At 58.4% G+C, this 17,071-nt stretch carries 16 protein-coding genes and 1 pseudogene; 12 read left to right on the top strand and 5 right to left on the bottom strand.

Annotation, left to right across the window (positions count from 1 at the left end; genetic code table 11):
* Positions 1–155 precede the first annotated feature (155 nt).
* From LOY55_RS15480 to LOY55_RS15470, 3 genes are all read left to right on the top strand, one after another.
* Complete coding sequence (locus LOY55_RS15480) at positions 156–1,514, top strand: glutamine synthetase family protein (protein ID WP_077430177.1); 1,359 nt, start codon at positions 156–158, stop codon at positions 1,512–1,514.
* 144 nt (positions 1,515–1,658) lie between these two features.
* On the top strand, positions 1,659–2,747 hold the full coding sequence (locus LOY55_RS15475) for a polyamine ABC transporter substrate-binding protein (RefSeq protein ID WP_109784826.1): 1,089 nt from the start codon (positions 1,659–1,661) through the stop codon (positions 2,745–2,747).
* Positions 2,744–4,045 carry an FAD-binding oxidoreductase gene (locus LOY55_RS15470; RefSeq protein WP_046027295.1) on the top strand — a complete coding sequence of 434 codons (1,302 nt, stop codon included), beginning with the start codon at positions 2,744–2,746 and terminating at the stop codon, positions 4,043–4,045. Before LOY55_RS15475 ends, LOY55_RS15470 begins: the two co-directional genes overlap by 4 nt.
* A 30-nt stretch (positions 4,046–4,075) precedes the next feature.
* Here LOY55_RS15470 and LOY55_RS15465 read toward each other — a convergent pair whose 3' ends face one another.
* Together LOY55_RS15465 and LOY55_RS15460 are read right to left on the bottom strand one after the other, a co-directional pair.
* Positions 4,076–4,468: a tautomerase family protein gene (locus LOY55_RS15465; protein ID WP_109784825.1), complete on the bottom strand. Its 393-nt coding sequence runs from the start codon at positions 4,466–4,468 to the stop codon at positions 4,076–4,078.
* 41 nt (positions 4,469–4,509) lie between these two features.
* Complete coding sequence (locus LOY55_RS15460; protein ID WP_109784824.1) at positions 4,510–5,430, bottom strand: DMT family transporter; 921 nt, start codon at positions 5,428–5,430, stop codon at positions 4,510–4,512.
* Between the two features lie 98 nt (positions 5,431–5,528).
* Between LOY55_RS15460 and LOY55_RS15455 the strand changes: the two genes are divergently transcribed.
* A complete protein-coding gene (locus LOY55_RS15455) occupies positions 5,529–6,434 on the top strand; it encodes a LysR substrate-binding domain-containing protein (protein WP_109784823.1) in 906 nt (301 codons plus the stop codon).
* Between the two features lie 4 nt (positions 6,435–6,438).
* On the opposite strand, the gene LOY55_RS15450 is transcribed toward LOY55_RS15455, so the two are convergent.
* Positions 6,439–6,918, bottom strand: a complete 480-nt coding sequence (locus LOY55_RS15450; protein WP_109784822.1) for a VOC family protein — start codon at positions 6,916–6,918, stop codon at positions 6,439–6,441.
* Positions 6,919–7,403: 485 nt separating this feature from the next.
* On the opposite strand from LOY55_RS15450, the gene LOY55_RS15445 reads away from it, so the two are divergent.
* On the top strand, positions 7,404–7,766 hold the full coding sequence (locus tag LOY55_RS15445) for a DUF6124 family protein (protein WP_109784821.1): 363 nt from the start codon (positions 7,404–7,406) through the stop codon (positions 7,764–7,766).
* A 131-nt stretch (positions 7,767–7,897) separates the two neighbouring features.
* Here LOY55_RS15445 and LOY55_RS15440 read toward each other — a convergent pair whose 3' ends face one another.
* Positions 7,898–8,524 (bottom strand): dihydrofolate reductase family protein, encoded by a 627-nt coding sequence (locus LOY55_RS15440; RefSeq protein ID WP_109784820.1) that lies wholly within the window; start codon positions 8,522–8,524, stop codon positions 7,898–7,900.
* A gap of 270 nt (positions 8,525–8,794) precedes the next feature.
* Between LOY55_RS15440 and LOY55_RS15435 the strand changes: the two genes are divergently transcribed.
* The 4 genes from LOY55_RS15435 to LOY55_RS15420 are packed head-to-tail and all read left to right on the top strand — an operon-like array spanning position 8,795 to position 12,276.
* Positions 8,795–9,391 (top strand): paraquat-inducible protein A, encoded by a 597-nt coding sequence (locus LOY55_RS15435; RefSeq protein ID WP_109784819.1) that lies wholly within the window; start codon positions 8,795–8,797, stop codon positions 9,389–9,391.
* Entirely contained in the window at positions 9,388–10,044 is a 657-nt protein-coding gene (locus LOY55_RS15430; protein WP_109784818.1) for a paraquat-inducible protein A, read from the top strand. The genes LOY55_RS15435 and LOY55_RS15430 overlap by 4 nt, the downstream gene beginning before the upstream one ends.
* Complete coding sequence (locus LOY55_RS15425) at positions 10,025–11,686, top strand: intermembrane transport protein PqiB (RefSeq protein WP_046027304.1); 1,662 nt, start codon at positions 10,025–10,027, stop codon at positions 11,684–11,686. Before LOY55_RS15430 ends, LOY55_RS15425 begins: the two co-directional genes overlap by 20 nt.
* A 29-nt stretch (positions 11,687–11,715) precedes the next feature.
* Complete coding sequence (locus LOY55_RS15420; RefSeq protein ID WP_077430185.1) at positions 11,716–12,276, top strand: membrane integrity-associated transporter subunit PqiC; 561 nt, start codon at positions 11,716–11,718, stop codon at positions 12,274–12,276.
* A 6-nt stretch (positions 12,277–12,282) separates the two neighbouring features.
* Here the strand turns inward: LOY55_RS15420 and LOY55_RS15415 are convergent.
* A pseudogene (locus tag LOY55_RS15415) lies at positions 12,283–12,462 on the bottom strand (two-component sensor histidine kinase); the annotation flags it as partial.
* 299 nt (positions 12,463–12,761) lie between these two features.
* Here LOY55_RS15415 and LOY55_RS15410 point away from each other — a divergent pair.
* From LOY55_RS15410 to LOY55_RS15400, 3 genes are all read left to right on the top strand, one after another.
* Complete coding sequence (locus LOY55_RS15410) at positions 12,762–13,436, top strand: histidine phosphatase family protein (protein ID WP_109784817.1); 675 nt, start codon at positions 12,762–12,764, stop codon at positions 13,434–13,436.
* Between the two features lie 309 nt (positions 13,437–13,745).
* The gene (arnT, locus tag LOY55_RS15405; protein WP_109784816.1) at positions 13,746–15,509 is read left to right on the top strand and encodes a lipid IV(A) 4-amino-4-deoxy-L-arabinosyltransferase; all 1,764 of its coding nucleotides are present in this window, start codon (positions 13,746–13,748) and stop codon (positions 15,507–15,509) included.
* Positions 15,506–17,062 (top strand): glycosyltransferase family 39 protein, encoded by a 1,557-nt coding sequence (locus tag LOY55_RS15400; RefSeq protein ID WP_223525311.1) that lies wholly within the window; start codon positions 15,506–15,508, stop codon positions 17,060–17,062. The genes arnT and LOY55_RS15400 overlap by 4 nt, the downstream gene beginning before the upstream one ends.
* Positions 17,063–17,071: the final 9 nt, after the last annotated feature.

The raw sequence follows: 17,071 nt of genomic DNA, 5'->3' as shown, positions 1-17,071 counted from the left end.
CCTTACGCACTCGTTTGGTGCGTTTTGGTGCTGCTTAAAGTGGATAGATGGAACTGCAAGGCTCGCCCAAGATAGTCGTCAACGCGTCACAGGGGAAGAGTCCGGTGGATGAAACCGCTCTCCCCGACGTTAATAAAACCAATAATGAGGTCTTTATGAATGCCCCTTTCGATCAGCTGTTCACTTGGCTGAAAGATCACAAGATTACCGAAGTCGAATGTGTGGTCAGCGACTTGACCGGCATTGCACGCGGCAAAATTGCACCCACCAACAAGTTCCTGCATGAGCGAGGCATGCGCCTGCCGGAAAGTGTGCTTTTGCAAACGGTAACCGGGGACTTTGTCGACGACGACATTTACTACGACCTGCTCGACCCGGCCGACATCGACATGGTTTGCAAGCCGGTGGCCGACGCGGTTTACGTGATCCCATGGGCCATCGAGCCCACCGCGATCGTGATCCATGACACTTTCGACAAGTTCGGCAACCCGATCGAACTGTCGCCGCGCAACGTGCTGAAGAAAGTGTTGCAGCTATACACCGACAAAGGCTGGAAGCCAATTGTCGCGCCGGAAATGGAGTTCTACCTGACCCAGCGCTGCGAAGACCCGGACTTGCCGCTCAAAGCACCGATGGGCCGTTCGGGCCGAGCTGAAAGTGGTCGTCAGTCTTTCTCCATCGACGCCGCCAACGAATTCGACCCGCTGTTCGAAGACGTCTACGACTGGTGTGAACTGCAAGGCCTGGACCTCGACACGCTGATCCACGAAGACGGCCCGGCGCAGATGGAAATCAACTTCCGTCACGGCGACGCGCTGGACCTGGCCGACCAGATCACCGTGTTCAAGCGCACCATGCGTGAGGCCGCACTCAAGCACAACGTCGCGGCGACTTTCATGGCCAAGCCGATTGGCGACGAGCCCGGCAGCGCCATGCACATTCACCAAAGCGTGGTCGACATCGCCACCGGCAAACCGATCTTCGCCGATGCCGACGGCACCATGAGCGAGCTGTTCCTGCACCACATCGGCGGCTTGCAAAAGTACATCCCTAAAGTGCTGCCGATGTTCGCGCCCAACGTGAACTCGTTCCGCCGCTTCCTGCCAGACACCTCGGCACCGGTCAACGTCGAGTGGGGCGAAGAAAACCGCACTGTCGGCCTGCGTGTGCCGACTTCGTCACCCGATGCCATGCGCGTGGAAAACCGCTTGCCGGGCGCCGACGCCAACCCTTATCTGGCGATTGCCGCCAGCCTGTTGTGCGGTTATTTGGGAATGGTCGAGCGCATCGAACCAAGTGCTGCGGTGCAAGGGCGCGCCTATGAACGTCGCAACCTGCGCCTGCCGATCACCATTGAAGACGCCCTGACCCAGATGGAAGAGTGCGAAACCATCGAACGTTACCTGGGCAACAAGTTTGTCCGCGGATACGTCGCGGTGAAGCGTGCGGAACACGAGAACTTCAAGCGGGTGATCAGTTCCTGGGAACGCGAGTTCCTGCTGCTTAGCGTTTAAAACAACAAAAATCCAACCACTGATCGTTCCCACGCTCTGCGTGGGAATGCCTCTAGGGACGCTCCGCGTTCCAATGGGACGCAGAGCGTCCCGGGCTGCATTCCCACGCAGAGCGAGGGAACGATCACTCCAAGAGGTGTCGATATGCGTCTATTGAAATCCGTGGTCCCGGTCGCGCTGGCCGTCCTGTTCAGCGCCGTTGCGCAGGCTCAGCCACAGGTTAGCGTCTATAACTGGACCGATTACATCGGCGAAACCACCCTCGCCGACTTCCAGGCCAAAACCGGAATCAAGGTGATCTACGACGTCTTCGACTCCAACGAAACCCTGGAAGGCAAATTGCTCGCAGGCCGCACTGGCTACGACGTGGTGGTGCCGTCCAACCACTTTCTGGCACGCCAGGTCAAAGCCGGCGCGTTCCTGAAGCTGGACCGAGAACAACTGCCGAATTTCAAGAACCTCGACCCGAAACTGTTGGCGTTGCTTGAGAAAAACGACCCTGGAAACGCGCACTCTGTGCCGTACCTGTGGGGCACCAACGGCATCGGCTACAACGTCGACAAGGTCAAGCAAGTGCTGGGCATCGATCACATCGATTCCTGGGAGGTCCTGTTCGAACCGGAAAACATCAAGAAACTCAGCCAGTGCGGCGTGTCGATGATGGACTCGGCCGATGAAGTGTTCCCGGCCGTCCTCAATTACATGGGCATGGACCCGCGCAGCGAAAACCCTGAAGACTTCAAAAAGGCCGAAGCCAAGCTGCTGAGCATCCGCCCTTACATCACCTACTTCCATTCTTCCAAGTACGTATCGGACCTGGCCAACGGTGATATTTGCGTGGCCTTCGGCTACTCCGGTGATGTGTTCCAGGCGGCCAACCGGGCCAAGGAAGCCAAGAATGGCGTGAACATCGCGTACGCCATTCCCAAGGAAGGCAGCAACCTGTGGTTCGACTTGCTGGCCGTTCCTGCCGACGCGAGCAATCCAAAAGAAGCCCATGCGTTCATCAACAACCTGCTGGACCCGCAAGTGATTGCCAAGGTCAGCGCTTCGGTCGGTTACGCCAACCCGAACCCGGCCGCCAAGCCGTTCATGGACCCGGAGCTGGTGAACAATCCTGAGGTGTACCCGCCACAGGAAGTCCTCGACAAGCTCTATATTTCCACCACTCCACCCCAGTCGATCATGCGTCTGATGACCCGTTCGTGGAGCAAAGTGAAGTCCAACAAATGAATCAGTACACCAACGAACACGCCCATTCCTACTACGCTGCATCGGCTAATAGCCTGACGCCGCGCCCGGCGCTGGCCGAGGCGCTGACCGCCGATGTCTGCGTGATCGGCGGCGGTTTTACCGGCGTCAATACTGCCATCGAACTGGCCCAGCGAGGGCTCTCGGTGATCCTGCTGGAGGCCCGTCGAATTGGCTGGGGCGCCAGTGGACGCAATGGCGGCCAGTTGATTCGCGGCATCGGCCACGACGTCAGCGGGTTCGCCCGGCATGTCGGCGCCGAAGGTGTACGTTATCTGGAACGCGCCGGAGTTGAATCGGTACAGGTCGTGGGCAATCGGATTCGCGAACACGGCATCGATTGCGACCTGCGCTGGGGCTTCTGCGAACTGGCCAACACCCCGGCGCAGTTCGCCGGGCTGAAGGCCGAACACGCGCAACTGATCGAATCGGGTTACGCCCATGAAACCCGCCTGGTCGAACCCGGGCAGATCCGCGAGCACGTCGTCAATTCCGGCGTATATGCCGGCGGCCTGGTGGACATGGGGTCGGGGCACTTGCACCCGTTGAACCTGGTCCTGGGCGAAGCGAAACTGGCGGAGTCGCTTGGTGTACGGATCTTTGAACAGAGCCCGGTGCTGGAGTTGATCCATGGCAGCACCGTGCAGGTTCGGTGTGCCGGCGGCACGGTACGCGCCGCCAGCCTGGTGCTGGCCTGCAACGCGCACCTGGAGGAACTCGAACCCAAGCTCAGCGGCAAGGTGCTTCCTGCGGGCAGTTACATCATCGCCACCGAGCCCCTGTCGAAGGACGCTGCCGCCCAACTGATCCCGCATAACGTCGCCCTGTGCGATCAGAAGGTCGGCCTGGATTATTACCGGCTCTCGGCGGACCGGCGCTTGCTGTTCGGCGGTGCCTGCCACTATTCCGGGCGCGATCCGGCAGACATTGCCGCCTACATGCGCCCGCAAATGCTGAAGGTATTTCCGCAATTGGCCAATGTGCGGATCGACTACCAATGGGGCGGCATGATCGGCATCTCGGCCAATCGCTTCCCCCAGGTCGGACGCTTGAGCCAGCATCCGAACGTGTTCTACGCCCAGGGCTACTCCGGCCATGGCCTGAACGTCACGCACTGGTGCGCCAAGCTCTTGGGCGAAGCCATCCACGCAGGCCACAGCCAAGGCTTCGACGTATTCAGCGCCGTGCCGCACATGACTTTCCCCGGTGGCCGCGCCCTGCGTTCGCCACTGCTGGCGCTGGGCATGCTGTGGTACCGGATGCGCGAAATGTTGGGTTGACGGCGTATGGCGAGGGGCCTGCCCCCTCCGTCAGTCCACCGGGGCGTATTGCATCTCGCCATTGCCGAACGACCAGTCCTCGCGCTTCACATCCACCACACTGATCCAGATATCTTCCTTGCGCAGCCCTGTCCTTGCATGAATGCCCTGGGCAATCGCCTGGTAAAACGCTTTCTTGACCGCAACGGTTCGTCCCGCATTCCAGGTCACTTGAATGAACACGATCCCCGGGGTGTAAGAAAGGCCCAGGTACCCGGCCGACGGATAAACCAGCTCATCCTTGCGGTGGCGATTGATGATCTGGAACTTGTCATGTTCGGGAACATTGGCCGTCTGGACCATGGCCTCGTAAACCACATCGCTGATGGCGGCGACGGTTTCTTCGGAGGTATCAGCGGCGACATCGATTCTGGCTAAAGGCATGGTGGTTTCCTGCTGGGTTGAGATTGGATTGGGCGAGGTTTTTAAAGCGGTTTTAAAGAAGACGCGGTGGCTATCGGGCGCGGCGCAGACTTCCCGACTTGCAGTACATAGACCCCGACGATGATGCACACCAGTGCCAGCACATCATGGGCCTGCAACGGCTCATGGATCAGCAATGCACCAATGCCCAGCGCCACGACGGGCGGAATGTAGGTGACACCCGCCGCTTTGAGCGCGCCGAGGTGCTGCACCAGAAAGTAATACAACAGGAACGCCACGCCGGTGCCGATGACCCCGAGCCCGAACACCAGCCCACTCAAGGCGACAGGCTCGTGCGCAATGCGCTCGATCCCGTGAAGGTCAGTGGTCAACAAAAGCACCAGGAGCGCCAGGCCGATCTGGTACGTGGACAACGCCAGCGGCGACAGATCCTTGTCCATCAGGAACCGTCTGGCGTAGACGAATGAACAGCCCAGGCTCAGCGAGCCGCCGACCATGTAAAGCACGCCACGGATATCAACGCCGTTGCCGGCGCTGTTCCAAGGCTGGGCGATGAGCAGCACACCGACAAAACCGATCATCAGGCCCGTCACCGTCAAGCGGTTGATCGGTTCCTGGCGCAAAAAAACAAATGCCGTCAAAAAGGCGAAGAGCGGAATCGCACCGCTGAGCATGCCGGCGATGCCGGAAGGAAGCAGCGCCGCGCCCTTGGCAAACGCCAGGTAATACACGGTGGTGGCGAGCAATGACATGACGAAGAAATGGTGCAAGTGGCGCCAATGAAACCAGCGCAACGCACGGCGTGACAGTGCCAGGACAAGGATCGGAAGAAAGCCGAAGAGCACCCGTAACAGTACAATCTGCATCGGCGTAATCACCTCGGCAGCCCACTTCATGAAAATGAAATTGGTGCCCCAGATCAACCCGAGCAAAGCAAAGGCAGGATAGACAAATTTGTTCATGATGAACCTCTGCACGGGGAGTTGTTGTGCGAAGGTAAGGGCTAGGACCGAACTGAACAACCGATTAAAAAACCCATATGGAGTAGAAAAACTTCAGTATGAACGATATGCCTCCCCTCAAGGCCCTGGTCGCGTTCGATGCCGCGATGAAACACGCCAGCTTTACCGAAGCGGCGGCGGAGCTGCATGTCACCCCGGGCGCCGTGGGGCAGCAGATCCAGAAGCTCGAAGAATGGCTGGGCACGCCGCTGTTCATCCGGTCTGTGCGGCAAGTCCAGCCGACTCAAGCCGCATTGAACTACTGGGCCGCCGTGCAACCCGCGTTGCTGCGGCTCCAGCAAGCCAGCAACGAGCTGCGCCTGAGCAATGTGAATGAAGTGTGGTTGTCCATGCCGCCGACGCTGGCAGCGAAATGGTTCGCGCCAAGAATGGCCGACTTCTTGAGTTTCAGGCCCGACATTTCCCTGCACCTGAGTGCATCGACGGCCTTGATCGACTTTGAGCGGGATCGGGTTGATCTGGCGATTCGCTACTTTGACGGCAACGATCCGTCGCTGGACTCAACCTTGCTGTATCGGGATGAAGCCCGGCTCTATTGTTCGCCCGACTATGCCCGGAAACTCAAGCTGAAAGGCCCCGAAGACCTGATGCGCGCCACACTCCTGCAAACCACCCTGCTCCCGCACTGGACGCCATGGTTCAAACGGTTCAGCCAATTGACCGACGCGCAGGTGGCTGGCATCCCCAGTCAACATTTCGACCAGTCCATTCTGGCCATTGAAACGGCACGGCATGGACAGGGGGTCGTACTGAGCAGTGCGGTCCTGACAGAGTTGGAAATGCGCAACGGCTCGCTGTGCGAACCCTTTGAAATGCGCCTGCCGGTGTCCAGAGGCTATTACCTGGTTCACCACCGTCAGGCTGTATTACGTCCAGCCGCTGCGGTATTGAAGAAGTGGTTGATTGATCGGGCCAGCGCAGAGCAATCAACCACGTTAACGTAACCCGTTAACGCCCCACCGCCGCTTCAATCGCCGCGATATCGATCTTGCCCATCTGCATCATGGCCTCGAACGCTCGCTTGGCCACCGCTTGATCAGGATGGGTGATCGCAGCCGTCAAGACACGCGGGGTGATCTGCCACGACAACCCCCACTTATCCTGGCACCACCCGCAGACATTTTCCGTGCCGCCGTTGCCGACAATCGCGTTCCACAGGCGATCCGTTTCGGCTTGGTCATCGGTGGCGACCTGAAACGAAAAGGCCTGGTTATGCCGGATCCCCGATCCGCCGTTCAGGCCGAGACAAGGGATACCCATCACCGTGAATTCAACCGTCAAGACATCGCCCTGCTTACCCGCCGGATAGTCGCCCGGCGCGCGGTGGACGGCCCCCACTGAACTGTCGGGAAACGTCCGGGCATAGAAGGTCGCAGCGTCCAGCGCGGTGCCGTCGTACCAGAGACAAATCGTGTTTTTGCTGATCATCTTGGTTCTCCTGGATTGGAACTCGAAGGTACATTTTAGCGCCGCAGAAGATTGCGACCGAGTGCGCGCCTCCCCGACAGCCTGCGTCCCGGCGCGAGATTCCCCTTCGTGTCGCTGACGCTTAAACAACGAAGTTCCCGCCTGTTTAAACGAAGCCTCCTGTTACCACCCGAAGGCTACAACGCCTTGCGTCATCGCCTACGGGTAAGACAGAATCCGCCGGCTTGTGCGTCTAGGGCACGGGTTCTATCGTGGCTGGGTCACTGAAAAACAGTGATCGGGTTTGGTAGCCCGGTATGTCCAGGCGCATAGCGCCACCTTTTACAGAGATCGTTTTTATCTCTGTTTTTTATGGTGGCCATGCGTAGGGCTCCCTCGGGAGCGCCGGGTTCCTGGACCGGTCTACCAACCTGTGCATGGCCACCACCTTTCGTTTGGTAGCAAAGGGTGATGGCTCCTCAATAGTTCTTCCAGGAGTTTCATCTATGTTCAAACCAACACCCAACCCACCGGACACCGATCCGGCATCGCCCTACGAATCCCTCGATTCGAAAAAACTCCACGAAGCGGCCGAACGCGCCCTCGACCACTACCTCAACCCGGCTGCCCAGATCATGGCCAGCACCCACGAACCCGAACCGATGTTCCTCGCCAACCCCAAGTACGACACCGAATCCCTGCTGGTCAACGCCAGCGAATCACTGGGTTCGGCCACCACCATGCTCAGCAATCTTGCGGCGCTACTGGACAACTCAAACCGCAAGACCCTGCTGGGGATCACCCAAGTGGTGATGTTGGGGGAATTGGCGGTGAATCAGGCGCTGGATAAGGTTGAACTGAAGGAATAAGCACGATCCTCTGTGGCGAAGAACGGGTTCGTCGCCACAGAGAGAGATGTAGCCTGTTCTGGCGGCTATCGGCCAGAAGTGGTTACCCAGCGGGAGGAACAAAAGACCGCGAACCCGCAAGCATGGCCAATCTATTCACCTTCATCGAACGTTCCAGTGCGTACCTCCCCGTCTCGCACATACCGCGTGATCAGCACACCGCTGGACGTAATTATCGAGTTCACCAATGTGAAGGCCTCAGGTTGCGCCGTGTCGTCGAACAAGCGCTTGCCGCGTCCCAGAACCACGGGAAACGTCATCAGCCGAAGTTCGTCGACCAACCCGGCGGCGAGCAGTTGATGCACCAGATTGCCGCTGCCCTGCGTCAACAGGTCAGCGCCGTCGCGGTGCTTGAGCGTGCGGATCGCGTCGACAAGGTTTCCTTGCAATGCATGACTGTTGTGCCAATCCAGCGTCTCGGGGCGATGCGTGGCTACATGCTTGGGGACGCTGTTGAACAGGCTGGCGATGTCATGACTGTTGGAGTCGGCAGGTCTGTGGGGCCAGTACGCCGCGAATATGTCGTAAGTGCGCCGCCCCAGCAGCAACTCGAACGGCTGCGAAAACAGATCCTGTATCGCCTGGCCGGAGACTTTGTCGGCGTAAGGCACGATCCAGCCACCGAAGCGGAATTCGCCACTGGTGTCTTCTTCCGGCCCGCCCGGCGCTTGCATAACGCCATCCAGACTCATGAATGCGGCAACGGTGAGCTTGCGCATGGTCTTCTCCCGGTGAGTTCTCGTACAGGGAATGCCTGAGATCGGTGCGATGCGACAGATTCATTCCCTGTTTGTTAGTCGAACAAGGCGCGGTGAAATCGACATCGTAATAGCGGTAAATATGGAGTTCGACGAATTCGCTGTCTCGCGTGGGCAGCTGTTTCATGGCCATTAAGCTCCATCGTATCGACTTTCGATTTGCTCAATTGCGAGTCACTTCTATATTGAGGAGGTGCTCTGAACTTCCTGCCCTTTGTTGAGCCTTGGCCCATGGCAACTACTGATCAGCTGATCATCTGCGAGCACTGCGACTGTGTGTATGAAAAAGTCACGCTCGCCAAACACCAGAAAACCCTGTGTACGTGCTGCGGCGGCGTGCTCCAGCGCTATAACGGTCTGACAGTGGAGCAACGCCTGGCGTTGACCTTCGCCGCGTTGATGCTGTGGGTTTTCGCCAATTTTTATCCGGTCATGAGCATCAGCCTCAAAGGCTTGAAAAACAGTGCAACGCTCTGGGATTCAGTCCTGGCCCTGAGCATGGGACCGATCACCTTCATTGCGATGGTCGCGGCGATTGCGATGATCATCGCACCGATTTTCCAGCTGTTGTTGCTCATCTGGGTCCTGGGTTTTGCCCTCTCACACCGTCGTTCACCCGGTTTTAAATTCTGCATGCGCTGGCTGGAGGCCCTCAGGCCCTGGAGCATGCTGGAAGTCTGCCTGCTGGGTGCAATGGTGGCGGTCATCAAACTCGCCGGATTGCTGGACGTACTGCCCGGCATCGGCCTGTTTGCGCTTGCCGTGCTGAGCCTGATGATGATCCGCATCGCCGGGCGCGATATCCGTGAATTATGGGACATTCTATGAATACCCCTCCGGTCGCCAGCGAACTCAACCTGTGCCTGTGTCACAGCTGCGGCCTGGCCTGCGACATGACCGGCGAGCCGCATGAATGTGAGCGCTGCGGTGCGCCCCTGCATCGGCGCAAAACCAACTCGCTGAACCGCACGTGGGCCTACATGTTCACCGCCCTGGCGTTTTACGTCCCGGCCAATCTGTTGCCGGTGATGAACACCAAGATGGTCGGTAACGGTGCCGACAGCACGATCATGAGCGGCGTACTTGAGTTCTGGGAGGCCGGCGCGTGGGACATCGCCCTGATCATTTTCATCGCCAGCATCGCGGTGCCGGGCATCAAGTTTTTGGCCCTGACGTTCCTGCTGTTGTCCGTACACCGCGACAGCCAGTGGGCACTCAAGGAACGGTCGCAGCTGTACCGCTTTGTGGAGGTCATCGGTTACTGGTCAATGCTCGATGTGATCGTCGTGGCACTGGTGGCCTCCCTGGTGAAGTTTCAGGCCCTGGCCGACATCGAACCGCGCCCGGGCATCCTGTTTTTTGGTTTGGTGGTGGTGTTCACCATGCTGTCGGCGATGAGTTTCGACCCGCGCCTGATCTGGGATTCAACGCGGGAAAACCCACAAAACGAGGAGGTCATGGATGAAGTCGCAAGCCACTGAAGGGCCACAGGCCCCCGGACAGGCCCCAATCAAGACTGGCCGCAGCGTTTCACTGGTCTGGATCGTTCCGATTGTCGCGGTATTGGTGGGTATTTCCCTGGTCGTCCACAGCATCTTGCAGGAAGGCCCGACTATCACGGTTACGTTCAAGACCGGTGATGGCCTGACGGCCAACAAGACCGAGGTCAAATACCGCAACGTGATCATCGGCCAAGTCTCGGACGTAGAACTGAGCAACGACCAGAAGAGTGTCAACGCCACGATCAAACTGGCCAAGCAGGCCGAAAGCTTCACCCGTGAAGACTCGCAATTCTGGGTCGTGCGTCCGCGCATCGGTGCCGGCGGTGTCTCAGGGATCGATACATTGCTGTCCGGTGATTACATCGGCGCCGACATCGGCCAGGCCAATGGCCGCGCGAAAAACTTCAAGGGCCTGGAAAACCCGCCGGCGATCACCTATGGCGAACCCGGCAAGCGTTTCACCTTGCACACCCAGGACCTGGGCTCGCTGGACATTGGCTCGCCGGTTTACTACCGCAAGATTCCGGTTGGCCAAGTGGTGGCCTATGGATTGGACCCGGATGGCAAAGGGGTGAACATCGACTTGTTCATCCATGCACCCAATGACCAGTACGTCACCGAAAACACCCGTTTCTGGAACGCCAGCGGTATCGACGTAAGCGTGGGTGCCAACGGTTTTGCGGTCAAGACCGAATCCTTGTCCTCGATGTTGGTAGGCGGTATTGCCTTTCGCGCGCCGGAGTACAGCCCTAACGATAAACCTGCCGCCGAAGAATATGCCTACGAACTGTTCGAGGACCAGCAAAGCGCCCTCGCGCCACCGAATGGCAAGCCGCAATTCCTGGCCCTGCGTTTCGATCAGGCCATGCGCGGGCTCAAGGTCGATGCGCCGGTGGAATTCCTGGGCATGGAGATCGGCAAGGTGGTATCGGTCAATCTGGATTTCGACGCGCAAAAGCGCACGTTCCCGGTCAATGTCGGCATCGTGATCTACCCGCAGCGTTTGGGGCAGGCCCACACCAAAATGATCAAGGCGCTCAATCATGACCCCAATGACGAAGCGGCCAGCGTTCGGATGATTGGCTCGTTTATCGAAAACGGCCTGCGCGCCCAGGCCCGTACCGGCAATCTGTTGACCGGTCAGTTGTACATTTCCCTGGACTTCTACCCTAAAACCGAAAAAGTGGCCTTCGATCCAAACGCACGCCCGGTCATGATTCCGACGTTGCCGGGTAGCCTTGAGCAATTGCAGGAAAAACTGGAGGCCATGGTCGACAAACTCAACAAACTGCCAATCGATCGTATTGCCGGCAACCTCGACAGCAACCTCGTGGAACTGCGCAAAGGCTTGGCGCAATTCAATACCAAGACCCTGCCCGGTGTGAGCACCACCCTGTCGGACGTCAGCACGACCCTGCAATCGGCCAATACGACGATAAAGTCGGCCGGTTCCACCATCGCCGAAGACTCGCCGCAACGGGTACAACTGGGAGAAACACTGGATGAACTGGGGCGCGCGGCAAGAGCGTTGCGTCAGCTGGCGGATTATTTGAGCAGGCATCCAGAATCGCTGATTCGTGGACGACCCGAAAATGCCTCGGCTAAGGACCTGAAACAATGACCGCGCCGCAGAACAAAGGAGCACGACGTATGGGTTTTTCGCCGAAGATCACCTTGATCACTGCGCTGATGCTGCTGGCGGCCTGCCGCAGTGAACCGGTTCATTACCACACGCTGATGCCGCAGCAAACCGGGGGCGCGGCGCACAGTAACGGGATGTACATCGAGTTTGATGCTGTCAGTGTGCCGGCTCAGGTCGACCGGACGCAGATAGTCATTCGCCAGGGAAACAGTGGCCTGGTCCTGCTGGAAACCGACTGGTGGGGCGCATCACTGTCTGAGGAATTACAAAGCGCACTGGCGGCTCAACTGATCAACGCCAACCCCCCACGCAAATTGTCGTTGCGGGTGGAGGTGCAGCGCTTTGATTCTGTTCCCGGCCAGTACGGGCTGATCGAGGCGACCTGGCGCTTGCGGGGCATCGGTGAAGGCAATGTTTCATCACTCACCTGCCATAGCACTTTGCAAACGCCTTCGGCGACAAGTATCGAAGACCTGGTTGCCGCCCAGCAGAACAATGTCAAACGCCTGGCGGCCGTGATCGGCCAGGCGGCCAGGGGGTCGCAACAGAGTTGCCCGTCCTCCGGTTGAAACCGATTACGCCGGCTTAAGCTCAACGGTGAAACAGCAGCCGTTGGGCTCAAGGCTGCCGAGCGTCACTTGCCATTGCTGTCGGCTACAGATCCGCTGCACCTGCGAAAGCCCTGATCCCAAGCCCGCTCCCCGACTTTCATCGTCGGGTATGAAAGGCTGGAACATCGCATGACGTTTTTCTTCCTCGGCAAAGCAACTGCGGCACTTCTGTAACAAGTTTCACACCGTACTTGATATTGACTTTCAAATACTCCGCGCAACTAGTTAGTTTGTAATAATGTTGTAGATCATCACACTAGAAGCATTTGCCCTTCGATCATCTGCGCAAAATTTTCACATCCGTTTCACCACGTTCACACGCCTCAGCCTTTAACGTACCGCTCATCATCCAGGTTTAGTAAAACTTGATTTGAAATTCGTCAGTTTTTTCTGCGGCCAAAGCAGCCTTATGTCCGGTGTTGCGAACAGTCAAGGGTAAGAACATGCTCAAAACGGTATCACCTGCCACCTCAGCGCCACGCCAGGGTTCGCGCCTCACCCGAGTGGTTGCGATCTCGGGCTCACTGTTGGTGGCTGCTCTCGTGACAGGTTTTGTCATGTGGCACACCTCGCCGACAAATCTGGGAAGCGCCGACGCCCAGGCCCATGCCGAACTGCTCAAGCATTGGCAGGCCGGAGAAGTGGTGGTGTTGGTGCGACACGCCGAGCGCTGTGACCGGTCGAGCAACCCGTGCCTGGGTCCTGCCGACGGCATTACCCGCCATGGCAGCGAAACAGCTACGGCGGTAGGTAAAGGCTTTATGGGCCTGGGCATGGCGCAGACCGATGTACTTGCAAGCCCGGTGACCCGCACCCAACAAACAGCGCACGCCATGTTCGGCAAAGATGCGGTCGCCCAAGAATGGCTGGCCAGTTGTGGCACCGCACTGCGTAACGATGTGGTTGCGCACAAGGTTGCCCATCGCAACAGCGTGCTGGTGACGCACAGTGGCTGTATCAGCGACTTTGAAAAAGAGACAGGTTTCAAACACGCTGCCGACAGTGAATACACCAGTTCATTGTTCGTCAGCATCGATGCACAAGGGCAACTCAAGGTGTTGGGCATCCTGCAACCTGAAGACTGGCCCTCGCTGGCGACTGCAGCAGCACGCAAGTAACGACTCGCCAGCCGGCAGTAACAATGGAAGGTGAACGGTGCATTTTAAGTGCACCCATGGAACCTTCCTTAGTTAAGTGCCCGACAGTGAAAGTTAATCTTTCTCAATGGACAGCTGAACGCTAGTTCACCTTTATTTTCGATTTTGTCAGGAACCATTCAACCAAGGAGGCTGATAGTTCCAGATCAAAGAAATCACTTACTCCGGCTGTATTTGTGCCTTCGGGCAATTTATTCCAGTGCTGTGCTTTCGCAGGATTGCGCCGAGCCCTGCACTGAATTCGGTAACGTCTCTAAGTCAGGTCGAGTCATGACGTCCCAAAACAATCCGTTGCGACACCCGGTCGGGGCACAGTCCTACCGTTATACCGGCACTTCAAACGCCGCCAATCGCTGGATTGTGCCCGGTCTGGTTCTCGCCTTTGTGGTGTTCTACCTGCTGCCCTTGATGACCCACGGCCTGTGGATCCCCGACGAGCCCCGTTATGCCCAGATCAGCCAGGAAATGCTCCTGAGCGGCAACTGGGTCGCGCCGCACTTCATGGGCATTCGCTACTTCGAAAAGCCCATCGCCGGGTACTGGATGATTGCCATCGGCCAGGCGGTTTTTGGTGACAACCTGTTTGGTGTGCGCATTGCTTCGGCGCTCAGTACCGGGCTAAGTGTCTGGTTGACGTACCTGATCGCCCGCAGGCTTTGGAGCGACCCGCGCAAAAGCGCGGCCTGCGCGTTGCTGTACATGAGTTTCGGGCTGATTGCCGGCCAGGCCGGTTACGCCAACCTCGATCCGCAATTCACCTTCTGGGTCAACCTGAGCCTGGTTGCGCTGTGGTTTGCCCTCGACGGTCAAACCCCACGAAGCAAGGTGGGTGCCTGGGCGATGCTGGGGTTCGCCTGTGGCATGGGCTTCATGACCAAGGGCTTTCTGGCCTGGTTGTTACCCGTGTTGATCGCCCTGCCCTACATGCTTTGGCAACGGCGCATGGGTGAACTGGTGCGTTACGGTTCGTTGGCCGTGCTGGTGGCGGTGGTGGTGTGCTTGCCTTGGGTGCTCGCCATTCACCACCGGGAGCCGGACTTCTGGCGCTTTTTCTTCTGGAACGAACACGTGCGCCGGTTCGCCGCCGATGATGCACAGCATGCGCGGCCATGGTGGTTCTATCTGCCCTTGCTGGTGGTGTCGAGCCTGCCATGGGCGGCGTTGCTACCGACCACGTTCATCAACGCCTGGAAGCACAAACGCCAGCCTGTCGTCGGTTTCCTGCTGCTTTGGCTGCTGTTGCCACTGGCTTTCTTCAGTTTGAGCAGCGGCAAACTGCCGACCTACATCATGCCGTGCCTATTGCCGCTGGCCCTGCTGATGGGGCACACGGTCATGGAGCTCCTGAACCAAGGGCGAGCGCGGTCGCTTCGCATCAATGCGGCGATCAACATCACCGTGGGCACTGTTGCCCTGATCGCCCTGCTCTATCTTCAGGTTTCCAAAGAGATCTACGAAAACACCGAGATGTTCAGCCTGTCGCTGGCGTTCATCGTGTTGCTCGGCTGGATCATCAGCAATTCATTACAAGCCCTGCGTCCACTGACTTTTTGGGCGATGCCGGCGATCGGCATCTGGATATTGATTGCGTTGTTGCCAGCCGCCATGCCGGCACAGGTCGTCAACAGCAAGATGCCGGACCAGTTCATTGCCGAACACCTCGATGCATTGGGCAAAACCAGTTCTTTGCTCAGTAACGATCTCGGTGCGGCCTCCGCGTTGTCCTGGCGTTTGAAGCGCCCGCAAGTCGATCTGTTCAATACCATCGGCGAGCTGAAGTACGGTCTCGGCGACCCGGCCATGGCTTCGCGCAAAGTGCCCCTGGACAACGTCGATGAGTGGATGACCGAGGCGCGCAAAAAAGGCTCGGTCGGTGTGGTGATGCGGGTCAACAGTGTCGCGGAAATCGAAGAAGTCGAGCGGTTGCCTATCGATGGCAAACGCTATCAGCGTGGCAATCTGCAGATCCTGATTTTTCCGCAAACCAGCCCTGACAAAGTTTCGCCACCAGCACCGACTGGAAACCCGTCATGAAGTTCTGGGCCAGTGACAGGGGCCGGTTAACGCTCCTGCTGGGTGCAACCGCGTTGATGCTGTTGCTGGGGCTGGGCACCCGGGAGTTGTGGGGCGCGGAAACACGCTGGGCCAACATCGCCTTACAGATGCTGCAAAGCGGTGACTATATTGATCCCTACCTCAAGGGCGGGGCCTACTACGACAAACCCCTGCCCTCCTATTGGTTGATCACCGCCTCCGCCTGGTTGACGGGTGGCCTGGACCCTTGGTCGTTGCGCCTCTCGTCAGTGATTGCGGCGTGGCTGAGCGTGTGGCTGGTGTACCTGATCGGCGAACGGCTGTATCGCAAAGGTACCGGTTTGATTGCCGGCTGGATGCTGGCGACCACCTTCTATTTTATCTTCTGGGCACGGGTTGCCACGGCTGACATTCTCACGGTGTGCGGCGTACTGGCGGCGGTGTGGTGGTACTGGCGGGGGCCCGACGACACACGGTTCAGCCGCTACCTGGTGTTTTGCCTGCTGCTGTCCTTGACCTCACTGTTCAAAGGTTTGATCGGCTTCATCCTGCCAGGGTTGTTGTTATTGCCTCATCTGTTGCAGGAGGGTCGCTGGAAACGCCACCTCAATTGGCGGCTGTGTGCAGCCCTGTCGGTTGCCGGCGTTTTCTACATGACACCGTTCATGTTGTCGCATGTGTATGGCACACCGACCTATGGCGAAAGTGGCTTGGGCTTGGTGTTGCGCGAAAATGTCGTCCGGTTCTTCCAGCCGTTCGATAACATCGGGCCGATTTACACCTACCTGCTTTACCTTCCCGTCTACACCTTGCCATGGGCGCCGTTCTGGTTGTTGGCGCTGTGGGTCTCTGCACGCAACTGGCGCAGTGTCGAACCCAATACACGTTGGCTGATCTGGGGGCTGGGGCTGCTGATGCTGTTTTTCACCGCCAGCGGAAGTCGACGCAGCTACTACGTATTGCCCCTCGTGCCCTTCGCCCAGTTACTGGGGGCTTGGTGGATCACCCGGCGCATGGCCGAACGCAACGCCGACAGTGCGTTTGGCAGTCGCGGGTTGAAGATCGGTTTCGGGGTGAGCGCAGTCGTATTGATGACTGTGCTCGGCGTGCTGTACCCCTGGACTAACAGCGGTGGCGGCGTGGTGGATTTCGGTGAGACGGTCAAGTTTGAAGCCAGCAAGCGGGCGCCGTTGGAGCACTGGCGCATGGTGATGATCGACGTCGACAACAAAGTGCCGATGTACCTGCAAACCGGTGGCGCACCGTTCTATTACGTGCAGGAAACCGAGGACTTCCCTCGCTCCGGCAACACCGCGACACTGATGGCCTGGCTGGATAACGCCAGCGGCCAACACTGGAATCCGCAGCGCACCATTGTGGTCGCGCAGTACCACAAGGGTGATGCGCTGCCGCTGAACTACCTGAGTGCCGACCACCAGGTCATCACCACCACGCCCACCAACGGCGAGCGGATGTTCCACGCCCGAGAGGAACAGAGCGTGGCGTTTATTCCCGAGTCGTCCACGACGAAAACTGAAACGACCGGCCCCTAGGCGTCCGCC

Origin of the sequence: Pseudomonas sp. B21-040, from assembly GCF_024748695.1 — a bacterium.
Classification (GTDB): Bacteria; Pseudomonadota; Gammaproteobacteria; order Pseudomonadales; family Pseudomonadaceae; genus Aquipseudomonas.
Note: the sequence above shows the minus strand (reverse complement) of the source record. Positions and strands in the feature narration are given on the sequence as shown.